General features: G+C 36.4%; 15 protein-coding genes, 1 pseudogene and 1 other annotated feature (1 of these 17 only partly in view). Of the genes and pseudogenes, 11 read left to right on the top strand and 5 right to left on the bottom strand.

All coding sequences use genetic code 11. The features are described 5' to 3' along the window. Positions 1–155 precede the first annotated feature (155 nt). The 7 genes and pseudogenes from ACE38V_RS08720 to ACE38V_RS08750 form a co-directional block, all read left to right on the top strand. A pseudogene (locus tag ACE38V_RS08720) lies at positions 156–314 on the top strand (DUF255 domain-containing protein); the annotation flags it as partial. A 38-nt stretch (positions 315–352) separates the two neighbouring features. Further along, positions 353–2,221 carry a thioredoxin domain-containing protein gene (locus ACE38V_RS08725; protein ID WP_375840831.1) on the top strand — a complete coding sequence of 623 codons (1,869 nt, stop codon included), beginning with the start codon at positions 353–355 and terminating at the stop codon, positions 2,219–2,221. A 419-nt stretch (positions 2,222–2,640) separates the two neighbouring features. Then, complete coding sequence (locus ACE38V_RS08730; RefSeq protein ID WP_375840832.1) at positions 2,641–3,336, top strand: response regulator transcription factor; 696 nt, start codon at positions 2,641–2,643, stop codon at positions 3,334–3,336. Positions 3,337–3,340: 4 nt separating this feature from the next. Further along, on the top strand, positions 3,341–4,726 hold the full coding sequence (locus ACE38V_RS08735; RefSeq protein WP_375840833.1) for a sensor histidine kinase: 1,386 nt from the start codon (positions 3,341–3,343) through the stop codon (positions 4,724–4,726). 69 nt (positions 4,727–4,795) lie between these two features. Continuing rightward, positions 4,796–5,497: a polysaccharide deacetylase family protein gene (locus tag ACE38V_RS08740; protein WP_375840834.1), complete on the top strand. Its 702-nt coding sequence runs from the start codon at positions 4,796–4,798 to the stop codon at positions 5,495–5,497. Further along, complete coding sequence (locus tag ACE38V_RS08745; protein WP_375840835.1) at positions 5,490–6,101, top strand: DedA family protein; 612 nt, start codon at positions 5,490–5,492, stop codon at positions 6,099–6,101. The genes ACE38V_RS08740 and ACE38V_RS08745 overlap by 8 nt, the downstream gene beginning before the upstream one ends. A gap of 544 nt (positions 6,102–6,645) precedes the next feature. Further along, on the top strand, positions 6,646–7,827 hold the full coding sequence (locus ACE38V_RS08750) for an MGDG synthase family glycosyltransferase (protein WP_375840836.1): 1,182 nt from the start codon (positions 6,646–6,648) through the stop codon (positions 7,825–7,827). A gap of 188 nt (positions 7,828–8,015) precedes the next feature. Here the strand turns inward: ACE38V_RS08750 and ACE38V_RS08755 are convergent, their stop codons facing one another. The 3 genes from ACE38V_RS08755 to ACE38V_RS08765 form a co-directional block, all read right to left on the bottom strand. Continuing rightward, positions 8,016–8,195, bottom strand: coding sequence for a small, acid-soluble spore protein, H family (locus tag ACE38V_RS08755; RefSeq protein WP_375840837.1), 180 nt, complete (start codon positions 8,193–8,195; stop codon positions 8,016–8,018). Between the two features lie 300 nt (positions 8,196–8,495). Next, positions 8,496–9,875 (bottom strand): amino acid permease, encoded by a 1,380-nt coding sequence (locus ACE38V_RS08760; protein WP_375840838.1) that lies wholly within the window; start codon positions 9,873–9,875, stop codon positions 8,496–8,498. 151 nt (positions 9,876–10,026) lie between these two features. Beyond that, on the bottom strand, positions 10,027–10,392 hold the full coding sequence (locus tag ACE38V_RS08765) for a hypothetical protein (RefSeq protein WP_375840839.1): 366 nt from the start codon (positions 10,390–10,392) through the stop codon (positions 10,027–10,029). 375 nt (positions 10,393–10,767) lie between these two features. On the opposite strand from ACE38V_RS08765, the gene ACE38V_RS08770 reads away from it, so the two are divergent. The 3 genes from ACE38V_RS08770 to ACE38V_RS08780 are packed head-to-tail and all read left to right on the top strand — an operon-like array spanning position 10,768 to position 14,308. Next, positions 10,768–11,517: a DeoR/GlpR family DNA-binding transcription regulator gene (locus tag ACE38V_RS08770; protein WP_375840840.1), complete on the top strand. Its 750-nt coding sequence runs from the start codon at positions 10,768–10,770 to the stop codon at positions 11,515–11,517. Then, complete coding sequence (pfkB, locus tag ACE38V_RS08775; protein WP_375840841.1) at positions 11,514–12,440, top strand: 1-phosphofructokinase; 927 nt, start codon at positions 11,514–11,516, stop codon at positions 12,438–12,440. Before ACE38V_RS08770 ends, pfkB begins: the two co-directional genes overlap by 4 nt. Further along, a complete protein-coding gene (locus tag ACE38V_RS08780; protein WP_375840842.1) occupies positions 12,437–14,308 on the top strand; it encodes a PTS fructose transporter subunit IIABC in 1,872 nt (623 codons plus the stop codon). Before pfkB ends, ACE38V_RS08780 begins: the two co-directional genes overlap by 4 nt. A 556-nt stretch (positions 14,309–14,864) precedes the next feature. Here the strand turns inward: ACE38V_RS08780 and ACE38V_RS08785 are convergent. Beyond that, positions 14,865–16,877 (bottom strand): putative bifunctional diguanylate cyclase/phosphodiesterase, encoded by a 2,013-nt coding sequence (locus ACE38V_RS08785; protein ID WP_375840843.1) that lies wholly within the window; start codon positions 16,875–16,877, stop codon positions 14,865–14,867. A gap of 138 nt (positions 16,878–17,015) precedes the next feature. Beyond that, the gene (gene bcbE / locus ACE38V_RS08790) at positions 17,016–18,299 is read right to left on the bottom strand and encodes a bacillibactin exporter BcbE (protein ID WP_375840844.1); all 1,284 of its coding nucleotides are present in this window, start codon (positions 18,297–18,299) and stop codon (positions 17,016–17,018) included. Positions 18,300–18,502: 203 nt separating this feature from the next. On the opposite strand from bcbE, the gene ACE38V_RS08795 reads away from it, so the two are divergent. Then, on the top strand, positions 18,503–19,132 hold the full coding sequence (locus ACE38V_RS08795) for an MOSC domain-containing protein (RefSeq protein ID WP_375840845.1): 630 nt from the start codon (positions 18,503–18,505) through the stop codon (positions 19,130–19,132). A 210-nt stretch (positions 19,133–19,342) separates the two neighbouring features. Beyond that, positions 19,343–19,443 (top strand) — a binding site (T-box leader); it runs 174 nt beyond the window's last position.

Consider the following 19,443-nt stretch of genomic DNA (forward strand, 5'->3'; position numbering starts at 1 on the left):
TATCATTTTAGTTCAACTTCCGAGAATGACAAAAATAATTCACTAAATTGCTTACTATAAAAACATAGTGTTAATTTGCTTGGATCGTGATTTTATTCGTTGTGTTGGGTAAAGTACTAGTGAAAACAGCTTATTTTGAAGGGTGGTGGTCAAACATGCCAATTAAAAGAAAACCCAATAGATTAATCGCTGAAAAATCCCCTTATTTACTCCAACATGCTCACAATCCTGTTGACTGGTATCCATGGGGAGAAGAGGCATTTCAAAAGGCGAAACGCGAAAACAAACCTGTTTTCGTATCTATCGGGTATTCCTAGTTTGCACAAACTCTACTTGTCACTGGTGTCATGTCATGGAACGAGAATCTTTCGAAGATGAAGAAATGGCACAACTATTAAATGAACGATTTGTTTCAATCAAAGTGGATCGCGAGGAGCGGCCAGATATTGATTCGGTTTATATGAATATTTGTCAGATGATGACCGGACATGGGGGCTGGCCGCTTAGTGTTTTTTTGACACCGGATCAGAAGCCGTTTTATGCGGGTACGTATTTCCCAAAGGAAAATCGCTATGGGATTTCGGGTTTTAAAGAGGTCATTATTAATCTTTATGCCCAGTTTAAAAGGAATCGCAATCATATAGAAACGATTGCTGAGGATGCAAAGCTGGCTCTATTGCGGGTGGCTCGGAAATCGAGTGATGAGCTTCCTTCTGCAAACGTATTGCATAAAACCTATCAGCAGCTTTCCAATGGGTTTGGTAGCGTGTATGGAGGATTTAATGAGGCTCCAAAATTCCCTATTCCTCATCATCTGATGTTTCTTCTCAAATTTTATAAATGGAATAATGCGGAGTCCGCGCTCAAAATGGTCGAAAAGACCTTGGATTCAATGGCGAATGGCGGGATTTATGACCATATTGGTTATGGTTTTGCTCGATATTCAACCGATGAAATGTGGCTGGTTCCGCACTTTGAAAAAATGCTCTATGACAATGCTCTCCTTCTTTATGCTTATGCAGAAGGGTTTCAAGTCACAAAAAATGTTCGCTATAAAGAGATTTCTGAGCAAATCGTTACCTTTATTGGCAGAGAAATGAAAAATCGAGAAGGTGGCTTTTACTCTGCTATTGATGCAGATAGTGAAGGGGTCGAGGGAAAATACTATGTATGGTCCAAGAAAGAAGTAATAGATATGCTTGGTGAGGAGAGTGGGGATTTCTTTTGTAAGGCTTATGATATTACAGAAGCAGGAAATTTTGAAGGAAAAAATATTCCCAATCTTATCCATACTCGCTTAGCAGACCTCTTTTCACAATATTCTTTGACACAAAATGAAGGGAAGGCTAAATTGGAGGCATGCCGCAAAAAACTTTGGAAAAAACGAAACGACAGAGTCTATCCTCATTTGGATGATAAGATTCTTACCTCCTGGAATGCTTTGATGATTGTAGGCCTTGCCAAGGCTTCACAGGCTTTCCAAGATCACTCTTATTTTCAAAAAGCTGAAGATGCCATACAGTTTATTGAAAAAGAACTGAAGCAAAACGGAAAATTATTGGCAAGATATCGGGATGGAGAGGCAAAATTTGCTGGGTATCTAGATGATTATGCCTTTCTGTTATGGGCCTATATTGAAATGTATGAGGCAAGCTTTTCCACTTTGTATTTAGAAAAAGCGGAAGAGTTAGCACAGCAGATGATGGAATTATTTTGGGATGAGATAGATACGGGTTTTTATTTTACAGGTGAAAGCAGCGAATCACTCATTGTGAGGGAAAAACAAATTTATGATGGAGCGATACCATCTGGAAATAGCGTTGCTGCGGTCCAGCTTGAACGTTTAGGACATTTGACCGGTGAAAAGAAATGGATGGATATCGCTAATGATCTTCTTAAGCTATTTAAAGAGGAAATTGAAGATTACGGTGTAGGTCATACCTTCCTCCTCCAAGCTTTGCTACTTAAGGAAATGAAGATGAAGGAGGTAGTGGTGCTTGGAAAAGAGTCCTTAAAAATTATTAAAAAACTGCAGCAAGAATTTATTCCCAATGTTGCCATCATAGCAGCGAAAGATGAAACCGATTTGGAAAAAATCATGAATCGGGGTTATCAAGCGATTGAGTCAAATCTGACCGTTTACATTTGTGAAGACTTTACCTGTCATCAGCCACTTTTCTCAATTAAGGAAGTATTAAATGAATTGAAAATTCACTTTTAATGGTTAAATATAAGAAGGTGACTGTGGGATTAACGTGCGTGCTATCGCTCAATGGATAAAATGAAATTAACAATTAGAATCTTTGACTATTTTGCATAAGTGGAATAGTCTTTTTTTATGTAAATTATGTATTAAATGGATTATTTACTATAAGATAGCTAACGATTTTTTCAATATATTGTTTATGTTTGAAATGCTAGTGCAATCTCATACACCCTTCTATAATTTGATCCTTCTGGTGAAAGAACATGTTACAGTAGGGGATCCTTTCTTTTATGGTGAAATACTGAATGAGAAAATTAAGATTAAAATTCCATTAAAAAAAGAAATATAAAGAAAAATAGTGCTAAATTGTTATCGGGAGCTCTATTTAAGAATGGATGTAGCTCTATTCCATGGATCAGAGGGGAGTTTTCAATATGACACAACGTGTACTTGTGGTAGAAGATGAATTTCAGATTGCGAAAATCTTAAAAATAGAGTTGGAATATGAAGGCTATGAAGCGGTGACGGCCAATGATGGAAAAACAGGTCTGCAAATTGCTTTGATGGACCATTTTGATCTAATCCTTTTAGATGTGATGTTGCCAGGCTTGAATGGACTTGAGGTATTAAGAAAAATCCGTAAGGAAAATAATCTGATCCCGATTATTTTGTTGACGGCACGCAATATGACGATGGACAAAGTTGCAGGTTTAGATTTAGGGGCAAATGACTATATTACAAAACCATTTGAAATGGAGGAATTGCTAGCAAGGGTCCGTTCCTGCCTTCGCCATCATTCCATTGTAGCAAGTGCAGCAAAGCCGGTGGAATCGATTATTTCTTTTCAGGATTTAAAGATTAATTTGGATATGCGGGAGGTAAAAAGAAATAATATTCCAATCACATTAACGCCAAAAGAATATGATCTTCTAGTCTATTTATTATCGAATAAAAATAAAATTGTAACGCGAGAAAATATTTTGCTTCATGTATGGGGTTATGAATATGAAGGAGAAACCAATGTGATCGATGTTTATATTAGACATCTGAGAAAGAAAATTGAAGAAGGTTTTTCAGAGCCGATTATTCATACAGTTAGGGGAGTAGGTTATACGGTAAGGGAGAATTAAGCAGATGAAAATGACGACAAAGATTAATATCATGACGACTGCTTGGATCCTTTGTGTTTTGCTTGCAGTAAATTCGATTGTCTATGTTTCTTTTATGAAAATAACGACCAATTTGGAGCAAGAGGAGCTTGGAGAAAGGGCACATAATATCATTAAAGAAATTAAAGATGAGTCATCTCCAAAGATAATAGAGGAGAAAATGACGCCATTTCTCATGAATCATTCTTTTATTAGGATTGTGGATAAGGACTCACACATGATCAGTCAGGTTTCCAATGATCATAATTTATCGCTGAAAGTGAAGCCGGCTTTTTCGAAAACCTCAGAAACACAGAGAAAAACGATCCATCTTGATCAAGGGGAAAACCAAATGATTATTGTTCGGGAACCAATAATAGAAAATGGTAAGGTAGTGAAAACACTGGAATTTGGAGAAAGAGTTGTCGGCCTTGAATTAGGGAAGGACGTTTTACTTTCTATTTTGGCATTCTGCACGATAATTGGCGCTGTCTTGTCTTTGTTAGGAGGTAGGTGGCTATCCAATATTATTATGAGACCAATCTCGAATATGATCGACACAATGGAGGATATAGAACAAAGCGGAATTCCTAAACGAATTGTTATGCAACATAAAACAAAGGATGAATTGCAAAAAATGGTGGAAACCTTTAATCGCATGATTGGAAGATTAGATAAAAATCTAGAAAAGCAGAAGCAGTTTATTTCGGATGCATCCCATGAATTAAAAACACCTCTTACTGTGATTAAAAGCTATGCCGATTTACTAAGAAGAAGGGGAACAAAGAACGAAGAATTGACTCAAGAAGCGATTGAATCGATTCATTCTGAAGCGATAAGAATGCAGAAAATCACTGAAAGGTTCCTAGATCTGGCGAATACGGAGCTTGATAACGGGCTTGATCTAGTTACCATAAATCTTATTCCACTATGTCAAAGTTTATTTAAACAATTAAAAGTAGCATACAAAAGAGAAATGGTGCTTCATTATAAAAAAGCACCAATTACGGTCGTGGCAGATGAATTAAAGCTCAAACAGGTAATCATTATTTTGCTGGATAATGCCCTCAAATATAGCACGGATAAAGTGGATGTATATTTAGAGGATCAAGGGCAATTAATCATCCTGCGTGTAAAGGATTATGGAATTGGAATCCCGGAAAATGAAATTGAAAATATCTTTGAACGCTTCTATCGAGTGGATAAAGCAAGAAGCCGCAAGACGGGTGGAACAGGCTTAGGCCTCTCCATAGCAAAAAATATCATCACACAGCATTTCGGGGAAATTAAAGTGAAAAGTCAAGAAGGAATTGGCACGGAAGTAGAGCTTATTCTCCCAAAAATGGGCATTGCCTGTAAAAAGGAAAAGTGACTTTAAAGAGCAGGTAAGCAAATGAAACGATTGGATGTTTCAAATCTCCTGATAAAGGGATGGAAGACTATGAGTAAAACCATATTATTAATCATCGGGATCCTACTATTATTCTTTTTAATCTATTCCATTTTACCAACATTGATAATTCGAAGATGTGGATTTAGAATAACGAAAAAAATAAATCCAAATCAAATCGCGCTAACCTTCGATGATGGTCCGGATCCACATTATACGGAAAGATTATTGGACTTATTAAAAAAATATCAAATCAAAGCAACATTTTTTGTGGTGGGAAGTAAAGTAGAGATGTATCCGGAAATCATTAAAAGAATGAAGAGGGAAGGTCATACAATTGGAATTCACCATTATCATCATGTTTCCGGTTGGCTTTTATCGCCTTTTCAATTAAAGAATCAATTGGAGAGAACGAAAAAGGCTATCGAAGAATGCACACATGAAAACGTGAAATTCTATCGGCCTCCATGGGGGCACTTCAACCTATTTTCACTTATCATAAGCAAAGAATATACTAAAATTATGTGGTCTGCGATTTTTGGTGATTGGAAGGTGAAGCGTTGCAAAAACACTTTACTGGATGAGTTACGAAAAACAGAAAAAGGTTCGATTTTATTGCTGCACGATTGTGGAGAAACTTGGGGAGCTGATGAGGAAGCACCAAAGTTTATGCTTGAAAAATTAGAAATGTTTTTAGAGGAAAATAAAGAAAAAGGAACAAGCTTTGTGACCTTAAAGGAAATGGATGGATAAGAAATATATGAATATCGAGACGATTCTAAATGGAATTGAATTATACGGATATTTGATTATCTCACTATGCTTATTCTTTGGGATTGTGGGGATACCTGCACCAGAAGAATCCTTCTTATTTTTAATAGGCATCCTTGCTTTTCATCATCAACTGTCTTTGGGTTTATCCATATTATGCTCTATTCTGGGGGCATTTGTTGGGATGTTTTCAGCTTATATCATCGGAAAATATGTCGGCCAACCATTTATGAATAAATTTGGAAAATATGTTGGTATTACCAAAGTGAAATGGGAAAGGGCAGGAATAAATTACACCAAAAATGCCCACAAAACCATCTTGTTTGGTTTTTATATGCCTGGAATCCGCCAAATAAGTCCGTATTTTGCAGGTATGGCCAAAATTCCATTGACTAAATATTTGATACTGTCTCTCTTTGGGACCATTCTCTGGACAGTTCCTTATATATTGGTGGGATACTATTCTGGAGAGATTTTCCACATCAATCCTGACTATGTTCCATACTACGGTATCATCCTTCTCGTATTATTTATGGTTTATATGTTAGTAAAATACTTAAAAGGGAAAAAAGTAACGGAACCATAAAGTAAAACTTCCATCAGTGGGGGTTTTCGACGCACAGGATGTGATAGTGCAGACGTCGCGCTTTTAGTCTGCCATTCATCCCCCACTGATGGTTAGTCACGCAGAGCCTGATTGATTTTTCTAAGGGCTGAAGCCCAAAGAAAAATCTTATTTCACTTATCACGCTCATAGCGCCACGTCCTGTGGCTTCGCCTGATTAGGACCTTAATCCCTCGTCGGACCTTTACGGACAGTTAATCTCCCACTTATCTTCTTCGTATTCTCATAATCTTGAAGTGGGAGTCAAAATGTCCGTTAAGAGTGGGATAAAATATCTTTTAACTTACGTTTGAAATCCATATGAAGATTGAGATCTTATTCGGGTTTTTTAATGGGGGTCAACCGCCTTTTAATCTAAAAACATATTAAAAATAAGATTAAAATTAAATGAAAAAGAAAGATTACGGAAAAAACAGTGTTACATTGGTAGTAGGAAAACACATGAGTTTATCATTATTCATTGGAATGAAGAGATGTGTTTTTCTTTTGACAAGGAGAGATGGATATGAAGAAGATTTTGTTCTTGCCGCTACTAAAAATGCAATCTGGTCATCATCAAGTAGCTGAGGCGTTAATGGATATCATTAATAAAGAAACAAACGATATCATTTTAAAAAAAGTCGATTTATTAAGCTATACGAATGAATCTTTTGAGAAAATGGTAACAGGAAGCTATTTGAAATGGATTCGTTTTGCACCAGAATCCTATAATCTTGTGTATCAAAAATTTTTTTATGGACAACCTTCGAGGGAACCGTCATACAAATGGTTTCAAGCTATATTCTTGAAGAAAATGGAGCAATTATTGTTGGAGTTCCGTCCTGATTTAATCATTTGTACACATGGCTTTCCTTCCCATCTCCTTAGCCAATTAAAGATGAGTGGAAAATGCCATACGCCGATCATAAATGTCTATACCGATTTCTTTGTAAATCGTTTTTGGGGGAAGGAAGGAATTGACTTTCACTTTGTTCCGAGTATGCAGATCAAAGATAAATTGATTCGTGAAGAAAAAATCCCGCCTTATAAAGTTTTGGTTACAGGGATTCCTGTTCATGAAGAAATAACAAGGAATTCGCCTCAGTCTCTTCATTTCAATCGCCTTAAAGTTTTAATTTCAGGTGGGAGTAGCGGACTTGGGGGAATTCAAAAATTAGCTGCTAATTTAAAGTCATCGGTAGGGGTGGATTATCTTGTGCTTTGCGGGAAAAATGAACATTTATATAAGGAAATCGAATCCTGGAATCTAAATCACATTATAGCTCTACCTTATCTTTCATCACGATCAGCGATGAATAAAATCTATGATAAAGTGGATGCAATTGTCACAAAGCCAGGTGGGGTAACAGTTAGTGAAGCTTTGAGAAAGAGATTACCGATTTTTGTCCATTCCGCATTGCCTGGACAGGAGGAAATTAATCTTCAATACTTGAAAAAACAAGGTCTGATCTCATTGTTATCAACAAAAAAATCAATGGAAGACCAAATCAGTAGTGTATTAAGAAATCCTAAAAAAATGGATCGCTTAAATCATGCTATCGATACCTATCATGATGGAATTGAAATTCATGATGGAAAAAATATGGTTGATTTTATTGAATGGATACTCTATCAAAAGCAAACATGGAAATTGGAACGGACTTTATCACGAGATTGGGTTTGGGGATATATGAGTGAAATTTGGTGAGAATTTGAACCAGCAGTATCATTATAGAAAAAATTCCCGTTTCTTGCTAGAAACGGGGAAAATTGAGACAGAATAGATCAAATGATCCAAAACACAATATGTAGTGTTCGGAAAGATATGATATTCAATATATTGATGATAACATAAGAAACTACTTCAAGTAAATGGTTTTAATGCAATTTTCAAGATTATGCTTCGGTTAGCTCATTAATTTCGACAATCGTTCTTTCCTCTAAAGGTCCTCTTAAATGAACTGTTGCCGTTCTGCCATCCTCATTTAATTGATCAATCCAGACGGAGGTACCATTATATTTGACTTCTATGTCCGCTGGAGATGATAAAATTTGTTTCACTCTTTTAACTTCCATTTACACACACTCCTAGAAAAAAGATTCGTTCTTTGCATCTAGCTATCGATATTATTTGTAAAATAAAATGATTTATTCATGTGTAAGAAAATATTGGATGTCATTTGCTAGGTTATTGGTGTTCCATGGATACCAATTTCTTGCCATCAAAAAAGTAAATTGTATTGATAAGCAACCGGATTAACAGTATGGAATTATATAGTAGAGGGTGAATGATGTAAATTCTAGCTTAGAGTGGTAAGAAGATTATAAAAGAGTCCCTTCACTCAGAAATGAGGAAGGGATTTTTTATGCGAAAATTTAAGTAGCTGTCTTTTTCCAAACGGCTTTCTGCATAATGACGGCGACAATTCCAATAATGATAACAAGAATCAAGCTCACAAACAATCCAAGGCGAATATTTTTCTCTACTATTGTTCCACTTACAGCAGCAAGAATCAGGAGAATTCCGATATAAGCTTGAGATTTCCCCCATAACTTTAATTTTAGAATTTTTAATGCAGAAATAATGATAAATAGCCAGTTAAATAAAATTAAAATACCCGCAGCTGTCGTAATATACTCATATATCTTTCCGGGAAGGAGAAGAGCCGTGAAAATGGATGCCAATAATCCAATCGTTGCAATGATTAAGGAAGGAAGAGGGAGTTGTTTCCACTTTTTTAGTTTTTTCGCAAATACTTTTGGGGCATCACCATCTTCTGCCAAGGTTACCAATAGTTTTGTTACACCGAATAAGGAAGCGGTCATCGTGGAAAAACCAGCAATGATAATAGCGCCATTAAAGACATGAGGGAAAAAGGCGAGATGGTATTCCTCCATCGCTTTCACAAATGGACTTTCTTTTTCATTAAATCCATGATGTGCTACCATTGTGACTGCTAGACCAAGAGAAATAATATAGATAATGGCAAGCATAATGAGCATGATAATCCCCGCTTTAGGGGCATCTGCTTTGTTTTTCAAACGAGTGGCCATTAAGCCAATGACTTCGATTCCTCCATAGGCATAATAAGCATAGATGAGGGAAGCCCAAAATCCCTTAAATCCTTCAGGAAAGAACTTATTGACAGAATGAGGAATTCCAGGATGATTGACATCACCATCAATCCAGCCAATTAATGCAGCACCTGCAAGGATAATAAACATCAGAATGGCTGAGGTTTTAATTACAGCGAGCAGATTCTCAACTTTGTCAAAACCACTTGTACCTGCCAAAACTACAATAATGGAAAGAACAGCGTATCCAGCAGCAAATATCCAAAGAGGGATCTGTGGAAACCAAAATCTAGTTAAGATTGAGAGAGCAGTTAATTGGCTGCCCATAATTAAAATATTAGAGCTCCAATAATTCCAACCGCAGCTAAACCCTGCCCAACGCCCATATGCTTTACTTGCGTAGTAGCAGAAAGAGCCCTCCTGTGGATCCTTTGCAGTCATTTTTGCTAATAAATTGTAAACGATATATGTACCAAGTGCAGCCAATAAAAAGGAAAATACGATGGACGGTCCTGTTGCGATAATTCCAATTGATGAACCTAGAAAATATCCGGTTCCAATCGTGCATCCAACTCCAATTAGGGATAACTGCCACCAGCTTAAGCTTTCCTTAGTTTTTCCATTACCCTTCTTTTTGCTTTTATCTTGACTTGAATATTCCATGGGAATAAAAAAGTCCATACCATCCCTCCTCCATGTATGCTTATCGTTAGAAAAAGAATGATTTTTTATGTATATATAATGGAGGAAAATAGGTGCCAATCCTTCCAATCCAAACTAAAAAAGATCCGTTACCCCAAAAATGAATTTTAATGGAAACGAATCTTTTTATTTAAAACATGAAAAGATAGAGAAAAGGAAGAATGAAAAAGATAACAGCAGCAATTAATAGGATTTTGAGAAACTGGTCTGAAATCTTTTTAAGTGTCATTTTCAGTCCACCTTGTAAAGGAAAAACGTTGCGATACAAGGCAATAAAGAAAATCAATTCGCCGATGAATTGAATATCAAAGAGAATTTGAAACGCACGATTGGCTTGAAAGAGTTCATGAATCGTATTATAAGAGGTAAATAATAAAAGGAATTTATCATTCAAAAATCCTACAATCCCGAAAAAAATAAATAAGATTAGAAGATTTTGTACTAGTTCTAAATAAAAGTAGGACACTTTTTTCAAATTTAATGGTTTTATTTTCACAAATTAGCACTCCATCCTTGTTGTCATTCGTATATAAGCAAAAAAATCATACCATTTTAAGGTTAAAAACAAAAGCGCTGGTTCGAGATATTCACTTGAACCTATGCAATTGATTAATACAATGGACAAGAATTCTCCATAAATTACTCGCTGAACCCATACCAAGAATCGATCATAATCTATCAAAATCAGTTATATTTAATCGATAATGAGCAAAAAATATCATTATTTTGATTGATTTCGATTAAAACTCTTCAAAATTGTGAACGAATATGAATGAGTTTGATTATTTTTGATTGAAAACGATTGATTTTTGGAATCGTTTACAGTAGACTAAGAGCATAAATAAAGAAATTTTTTTGGGGAAGTGATGAATTGCTAACGCCTGAAAGACATCGCATTATTTTAGAATTATTGAAAGAAAAAAATATCGTGAAAATCGCTGAACTTGTTGAAGCTACAGATACATCTGAATCAACTATTAGACGAGATTTAACACAACTAGAACAAGAAAAGTATTTAAAAAGAGTTCATGGAGGGGCGGCAAGACTTCAAGGAAAATTAGAAGAATTAAGCATGACTGAAAAATCCTCCAAAAACAATCTAGAAAAACGAAAAATTGGTCAGTATGCGGCAAGTCTGGTTGATGAGGGAGACTGTATTTACTTAGATGCAGGATCAACGATTTTTGAAATGATTGCCTTCCTTCCAATAGATATTGTCGTCGTCACGAATGGTTTATCTCATGTGAATGCCCTAATGGATAAAGGGATTCATACCTATGTTCTTGGAGGATATGCCAAACCGACCACTAAAGCATTAATCGGTAGGGGGGCATTATCAAGTCTAGAGCAATACCGCTTTGATAAATGTTTCTTAGGGGTCAATGGGATTCATCCGCAAATGGGCTATACCACACCGGATCAGGAAGAAGCGATGATTAAGAACAAGGCCATTTCCTTAGCAAGAGAAGTGTTTGTTTTAAGTGATGCTTCGAAATTTTCTGAGATTGCCTTTGCCAAAATTGCCGAGCTACATGAGGCGAATATTATCACAAATGAGCTAGATATCGATATGAAAGAACAATATACAAGTAAAACTAATATAAAGGTTGTGACATCTTGATTTACACTGTAACGTTAAACCCTTCACTTGATTATATCGTGGGACTAGATTCAGTGAAACTTGGAGAATTGAATCGAATAAAAAAGGATACCAAATTTCCCGGGGGCAAGGGAATTAACGTCTCAAGAGTTTTGAAACGATTAGGAGTCAATAGTCTTGCAAGTGGATTTATCGGTGGATTTACGGGTGAATTCATTAAAAATTATTTAATTAAAGAAGATATTGTTACTCATTTTATTCATGTTAAAGAGGATACCAGAATCAATGTAAAGATAAAGTCAAAGATTGAAACAGAATTGAATGCATCCGGTCCAACGATTTATCAAGAGGATTTTGCTCAGTTAAAAATGTTTATTAGCAGTTTAACTAATGAGGATTTATTAGTAGTGGCAGGTAGTATTCCATCCTCAATGCCTAAGAATACCTATGAGGAAATTTTGGCGATTTGTCAATCAAAGGATATCAAATTTGTGGTTGATGCAGAGGGAGAATTACTAAAGAAAATTCTACCGTTCAAGCCATTTCTCATCAAACCAAATCATCATGAATTAGGACAATTTTTCCAGACGGAGATCACAAGAAAAGAGGAAGTTGCTCCATATTGTCGAAAATTGCTTGATTTAGGGGCTGAAAATATCATCGTTTCTCTTGCTGGAGAGGGAGCCATCTTTATGAACCGCGATCATGGCTACTATGCCAGCGCGCCGGTTGGAGAGGTGAAAAATTCAATTGGAGCGGGAGATTCAATGGTTGCTGGGTTCTTAGCTCAATATGCGAAAAGCAAAAATGTGAAAGAGGCCTTTCGTTATTGTGTTGCAACAGGTAGTGCAACTGCATTTTCAATGGACTTATGTACGAAGGATAAAGTGGAAGAATTATTGCCTCAAGTTCAAATTACAGAGTTAGAGGAGGAAACTAAATGAGAATTACAGAATTGCTTACTAGAGACACAATCAACATCTCCATGATTGGAAAAAGTAAAACAGAAGCTATTGATGAATTAGTGGCTGTTTTAAATCAAGCGGGGAAGCTTAATAATGCTAATACCTACAGAGAAGAAATTCTAAAAAGAGAAGAATTAAGTACAACCGGAATCGGAGATGGGATTGCCATTCCCCATGCAAAAACCTCTGCGGTGAAAAATGCAGCTATTGCTTTTGGAAAATCTGTTAGTGGAGTCGATTATGAATCTCTTGATCAACAGCCAACCCATTTATTTTTCATGATTGCTGCTCCAGAAGGCGCAAATAATACTCATTTAGAAGCTCTATCTCGCCTTTCAACCATTTTAATGAAGAAGGACGTTCGAGAGAGATTGATGAGCGCGAAGAGTGTAGATGAAATACTCGAAATTATTGATTCACATGATGAAGTGGAGGAAGAAGAACAAGCAGCTCCTTCAGGAAATCGCCCCTATATTGTTGCTGTAACCGCTTGCCCAACGGGAATTGCCCATACTTATATGGCTGCAGACTCCTTAAAGGCAAAGGCTGCGGAAATGGGAGTTGATATCAAGGTTGAAACGAATGGTTCGGGTGGAGCAAAAAATATTTTAACTTCGAGTGAAATTGATCAAGCGGTTGCGGTCATTGTGGCAGCCGATACAAAGGTTGAAATGGAGCGCTTTGCTGGAAAGCATGTGCTTGAAACGGCGGTTGCTGAAGGAATCCGTAAACCAGAAGCATTAATTGACAGAGCTTTAAACCAAGATGCTCCCATTTATAAAGGACATGGAGTTAAATCACAAGGTACTGAACGAACATCAACAAAAGGAGTAGGGGCTACTATTTATAAGCATTTGATGAATGGTGTTTCGAATATGCTTCCATTCGTTGTTGGTGGTGGGATATTAATCGCGATATCGTTTATGTTTGGATATAATTCAGCGGACCCAAATGATCCATCCTATAATGTCATCGCAGAAGCATTAAAGACCATTGGTGGCGGGAATGCCTTCGGATTAATCGTTCCTGTTCTAGCTGGATTTATCGCTATGAGTATTGCTGACCGTCCAGGATTTGCACCAGGTATGGTTGGTGGTATGATGGCGGCAAGCGGTGGTGCTGGATTCCTAGGTGGACTTGTTGCTGGATTTTTAGCAGGTTATATTGTAGTGGGGTTAAGAAAAGGTTTAGCTGGACTTCCCGCTTCATTAGAAGGTATTAAAGCAATTCTATTATATCCATTATTAGGAATCGCGATTACCGGATTTTTGATGTACTTTGTTATTAATAAACCTGTGGCTGCATTGAATTCAGCCGTAACCGATTGGTTAACCGGATTAGGAACTGGAAATGCAATTTTACTTGGTGTCATTCTCGGATTAATGATGGCTTTTGATATGGGTGGTCCTATCAATAAAGCCGCTTATGTATTTGGCACTGGTTTACTTGCAAGTGGTGTATATCAACCAATGGCAGCAATCATGGCAGCTGGTATGGTTCCGCCACTAGCAATTGCTTTGGCCACTACTATCTTCAGAAATAAGTTTACGAAGGAAGAGCGAGATGCAGGTACAACGAACTACATCATGGGATTATCATTTATTACTGAAGGGGCAATTCCTTTTGCAGCAGCCGACCCAATTCGTGTCATTCCATCTGTCATGATTGGTGCAGCAGTTGCCGGTGGACTCTCCATGGCGTTCCATATTGGTCTTCGAGCTCCACATGGCGGAGTGTTTGTTGTTCCATTAGTAGAAGGCGGTTGGTTCTTATACCTATTAGCCATTGTCATTGGTTCAGTGGTTGGTGGAATACTCATCGGATTATTGAAAAAGCCAGTGAAATAGTATAATAGGAAAAGCTAGCTCTCAAGTAGGGAGTTAGCTTTTTTTGTTTTCTGTATTGGGCTGTGAGTAGTGGGGAAAGTAGAGTAGAATTGGGTTTGATGAATGACTGCTTTTGACTGAAGAGTTAAAGGAATGAATGACATATCAGCTTCATTAATCACCATAAAAAAGTTAGCAGAGGAAGCGTTATTTCAAAATGAAACTTCTCTAATAAGGACTATTTTAAATATACGCTGTTTTCTCAAAGATAGTTGTTATTAGAACAACATATAAATCTATTATCGTAGCCCTGATTCAGAACTTGATTGTTTTGGAACTCATTCTAGCGGTCCAACTAGCTCTGCATTTGGACTCAGTGGTCATGCAATTTATTCATTAGATGCGTAGACTGAATATTCGCGGAAAATGAATTTTATTCGCGAAAATCCAAGGTTTACTCGTGAACGTCTTTTTATTGTGATGCAACAAAGCCGGGTGCAAAAGATAAAATAATAGGAAAATCTTCATGTGAAAAGAGATTTGCCCATCATTTGACATCTGAAAATGGCGAATCTCTTTATGCTTTGTAAAGCTTGTCCTTTGATTGTATCGATTCTATCATTTCATGCCACGGTTTCGGCTTGGAGAAATAGAAACCTTGAGCCTCTTCACAACCAATATCCTTGAGAAAATCTAATTGTTCGAGGGTTTCAACTCCTTCTGCCGTGATTGAAAGTCCGAGATGGCTTGCCATGGCTACGATAGTTTTGACAATTGTTTCAGATTGGGGGTTGTGAACAACGTCCTTAATAAAGGAACGGTCAATTTTCAATCTTTGAATTCTCAATTCATGTAAATTACTTAAAGAATTATAGCCAGTGCCATAATCATCAATACTTAAGTGAACCCCTAATTCTTGAATTTTTTTAACGGTTTTCGTTGCTGCTTGCAGGTCGCCCATGGCAACAGTCTCTGTAATTTCCAATTCCAATAGATGTGGAGGCATTTTTGTCTCAAAAAGCACTTCTTTAATTGTATCAACAATATTTTTTTGAATAAGTTGTTTGACTGAAAAATTAACAGCAATTTTATAGCATGTTCCTAATTGTTTGTTCATTTTGATGATATCTTCGCATGCTTTTTCTAACACCCAAGAGTCAATTTCAATAATCATTCCCGTTTCCTCAGCAAGGGGAATAAACTCAGAAGGAGGGATCGAACCCAATTCTGGATGATGCCATCTTAGTAAAGCTTCAAAGCCGTTTATTTTCCGGCTGCTGATTTCGACTTTTGGTTGGTAATGAAGAAAAAGTTGTGCTTTTTTGAGGGCAAACTTTAAGTCTTCTTTTAGCTTGAAGGAACGAATGATTTGTTCATCGAGCTGTTTTTCATAAATATAAAATTGATTGTGACCACTATGTTTGGATTGGTACATGGCAATATCAGCTCGTTTTAATAGTTCAATCGCACTTGACCCGTCCTTTGGGAAATAAGCTACACCTAAGCTTGAAGTTACAATCATCTCCTGTTCAAATAAATAAATTGGTAAAGTGATTTGATCAATTATTCTTTGCGCAAAGCTTGAAATTTCCTCCTCGGTAAGACGTGATTTTAGAATAATAAATTCATCTCCACCAATTCTCCCAACGTGATCGGAATCATTCGTGAGCTCTGTCATTCTCTGACCAATTTGGATAAGAAGCTCGTCGCCAACATCATGCCCTAATAAATCATTCACATTTTTAAAATGGTCTAAATCAACGAAATAAATGGCAAAGGGTGTTTTTTTATTTATCCATGATTCCATTGTTTCGTAGATTTCTCTTCGATTGACTAAACGAGTTAAAGGGTCATGGTATGCTTGAAAGCGAAGGTGTTTTTTCGTCCGAAGCCATTGTGATTGCTTTTCATAATATTGTTTCTCACTATAAATTGCTATCATAACAAGCAGCAGTAGAATAGAGATGACTTCAATATTGACAAAAAGATAATCGATCTTACCAACTGAGCTTTGGATTACTTCTAATATGCCAAAGACAATTGATATACTAGAAAAAAAGGATGAGGCAAGGATTATTCTTAATGGTGGGTTCTTTCGATTAAACATTATGTCATGATAAATTAATTGAATTAAGCGGATCGATAAAAAAACCAATACTAAAAAAAGAATCGATGATAGTGTAAGATTCATATAATCAATATTATTTTCCGACAAGTATGGGAAATACAATAGTTGTGCCACTACAACGGCAAAGCCAACGAGTCCAATACAGATAAGAAAATTCTTTAATGTCCCAATCTTTTTTTTATCGAAATAAATAAAATGAAATAGGATGATATATAAGCAGGTAAATATCATAAAGGCTAAAATCGTTTGTTTGGTAAAAATCTCATTCAGTACAAATGAATGAGTTTCTTTTAGTAGAATAAAAATGAGAGAGAAAATATAAAAGGATGTAAAAATGGGAAGAAGCCAATTTTTAACGGTCTTTTGCTTTTTAATTACTAGATTACTTCCAAGAAACAGGGTGAGAAAGAAGCAAAAGGAATATACAATAGCTGCAATTAAGTAGAAAAAAGTTTGTCCCATGTAAAAAACCCCTTATAATCCCATATATGAAAGATAATTAAGTTCATCTTACTATTTTTTTGCTTTTATTGTCAAAATAGAAAGAATATTTCGTATTAAAAAGAAACCAAGGCATATTTTCCTTGGCCATCTATTGGATTATGTGGAGGTTTTATCTGGTTTGATGGAGAGCATGGTCAGAAGGGCAGCGACAACAGCAAAGCCGGAGAGAAAATAAAAAAGAAAATGTAAAGTGTGCACCATTAGAAGAGCCATAATCGGTGGACCGGCTGCAACTCCGATAAATCGCATGGAGCTATAGATGGAGGTAATGGTACCACGTTGTTCTTTTTCAATTCCTTCTGTTATTAAAGCATCAAGGCATGGAAGACTAACCCCTATGCCAATTCCTCCAAGGAAGAACATTCCAAGTAGAAACCACAAATATTCAGAGAAACTAAGAACGGCAGTGGAAATCGCAAGAAGCCCTATTCCAGAAAAGGTTAGCCACTTCATAAGGATTTTGTTTTCTTTGATTTTTTTTCCAGTTGTATAGGAGGCCAAACATAGGGCACCGAGTGGAATGGCTAATAATAATCCTTTTTTCACATGGGTAATGGCATATTCCTTCTCTAAAATGTCCGAAAGATAGAAAAGGACCCCGAAAAGAATGAACATGAGAATAGCACCAATCGTAAATATCGCCACGAGCCACTTGCCGTTATCAACAAATATTTGCTTGATATTATGAAAAAACTGTTTAAATGGAATGGATTCCGATTTGGTTTTTGGACTTTTCACAAAAAAAATCATGAGTATTAAAGAAATAGCACAAAAGACTGGTATGGATAGAAAGGGGATAAACCAGATGAAACCGGCTAACAAAGCACCCAGTATTGGACTTAATACCTTTCCCAAGGTATTAGCCGTTTCGATCATCCCAAGAGTACTACTGACTTCTTCTTCACTTTGGAACATATCTCCGACCAAGGGTAGGACGATAGGAAAAGCTCCTGATGCCCCAATTCCTTGTAGGGCACGACCAATTAAGATGATCCAGTATGCATCATTTAATTTCCAAGAGGCCCATCCTGAAATCAAGCCTCCAATTGCTGTTAAGATTAAGCTCGGAATAATGACCTTTTTTCTACCAATATGGTCAGATATATAGCCAGCAATCGGAATTAACACGATAGCGACAAGGGAATAGACCGTAATAATCATACTCGTTTGAAAGGATGAAATATTTAAATGCTTCTCCATTGACGGCAAAACAGGTATAAGCATGGAATTTCCTAAGGTCATGACAAGTGGAATTGATGAAAGCGCTGCAATGGCTAATGTTTTACCGTGAAGTGTATCGCCTTCTGAGCCTCGATTGGATTGAGATTTGGAACCTTTAGAAAATTTATTGGATGATTGAAGCTTTTCAATATGTTCCATTGATAGACCTGCCTTTTATTATTAAAAGTCTTTTTCTAAGAATCACCGCTAAACATATCTTTAATATGAACCAAATGATGAAAACTCATGAATTAATCTAAATCCTTTATCTGGAATAATAGAAAAATTAACTTCATTTGGCAAAATCGTGATTTGTCGTTAAAATATGGAGAAAAGGCATCCAAAAAAGTCAGGTGAATTAATTGGCAAAATTAATCAGTTTAAGTATTGGTAATCCAAAAATGGAAACTTGGGTCGGAGGAAATGAGTATTCAGGTATAAACAAACAAAAAGTTCATGCAGCATTTTTAACAAAACGGGGATTTCTCGATGATGATGTAGCCGATCAAAAGCATCATGGTGGATTGGACCGTGCAGTTTGTATCTATCCTTTTGAACATTACAAAATGTGGGCAGAAGAATTTCATAAAGATTTTCAACCACCTGCATTTGGTGAGAATTTATCTATTTCAGGCATGCTTGAAAAGGATGTTTATATTGGGGATATATATAGAATTGGCGATGCGGTTGTTCAAGTAACACAAGGAAGAATTCCGTGTGCAAAGATATCAAACCACAACAGTGTGAATGCACTACTTGGGAGAATCGTGGAAACAGGGTTTTCCGGTTATTTTTTTCGTGTCATTGAAGAAGGGGAAATCACAGAGGATTCTGATATTAAGTTAGTTGACAGGACTCAGAATCAATTCTCTGTTTTGAATGTTAATCAGACTCTCTTCCATGATCGAAAGAATCGGAAAGTAATCGAACAGATCGTTAACATAAAAGAATTAGCGGAAAAATTCAGGGTGAGTTTAGAGAAATGTTTGTAATGGGATGATTGATTGAGATGTAAAAGGTTTTTGGTGAAAATGAGGAAGTATACTTGTGAATATCTTTTTCTTCTTACTAACGTGTGTACCTTAGTAAAAGGAGTAATCCTAAATCCAAATTCCATACAGACAGCTAGTAAAAATCCAATAAAAAATTTGGAATTATCTTGACATTTAGGAAATTTAAGTTTAATATAACCTCATTAATACTTTAAGGCATTGATGAAGAGAAGTAGCCTAAAGGAAATCTTTAGAGAGCTGATGGTTGGTGAGAATCAGTGTTGGATTTTAGGTGAATGGGCTTCTGAGCT

The organism is Cytobacillus sp. Hz8, from assembly GCF_042263505.1.
Taxonomy (GTDB): Bacteria; Bacillota; Bacilli; order Bacillales; family Cytobacillaceae; genus Bacillus_BE.

Excerpts from the sequence above, each read along its gene's own strand:
- ACE38V_RS08730 (WP_375840832.1), top strand. The coding sequence starts at position 2,641 with ATGACACAACGTGTACTTGTGGTAGAAGATGAATTTCAGATTGCGAAA.
- ACE38V_RS08725 (WP_375840831.1), top strand. The coding sequence starts at position 353 with ATGGAACGAGAATCTTTCGAAGATGAAGAAATGGCACAACTATTAAAT.
- ACE38V_RS08785 (WP_375840843.1), bottom strand. The coding sequence starts at position 16,877 with ATGGGACAAACTTTTTTCTACTTAATTGCAGCTATTGTATATTCCTTT.
- ACE38V_RS08740 (WP_375840834.1), top strand. The coding sequence starts at position 4,796 with ATGAGTAAAACCATATTATTAATCATCGGGATCCTACTATTATTCTTT.
- bcbE (WP_375840844.1), bottom strand. The coding sequence starts at position 18,299 with ATGGAACATATTGAAAAGCTTCAATCATCCAATAAATTTTCTAAAGGT.
- ACE38V_RS08760 (WP_375840838.1), bottom strand. The coding sequence starts at position 9,875 with ATGGACTTTTTTATTCCCATGGAATATTCAAGTCAAGATAAAAGCAAA.
- ACE38V_RS08755 (WP_375840837.1), bottom strand. The coding sequence starts at position 8,195 with ATGGAAGTTAAAAGAGTGAAACAAATTTTATCATCTCCAGCGGACATA.
- ACE38V_RS08745 (WP_375840835.1), top strand. The coding sequence starts at position 5,490 with ATGGATAAGAAATATATGAATATCGAGACGATTCTAAATGGAATTGAA.
- ACE38V_RS08780 (WP_375840842.1), top strand. The coding sequence starts at position 12,437 with ATGAGAATTACAGAATTGCTTACTAGAGACACAATCAACATCTCCATG.
- ACE38V_RS08750 (WP_375840836.1), top strand. The coding sequence starts at position 6,646 with ATGAAGAAGATTTTGTTCTTGCCGCTACTAAAAATGCAATCTGGTCAT.
- ACE38V_RS08735 (WP_375840833.1), top strand. The coding sequence starts at position 3,341 with ATGAAAATGACGACAAAGATTAATATCATGACGACTGCTTGGATCCTT.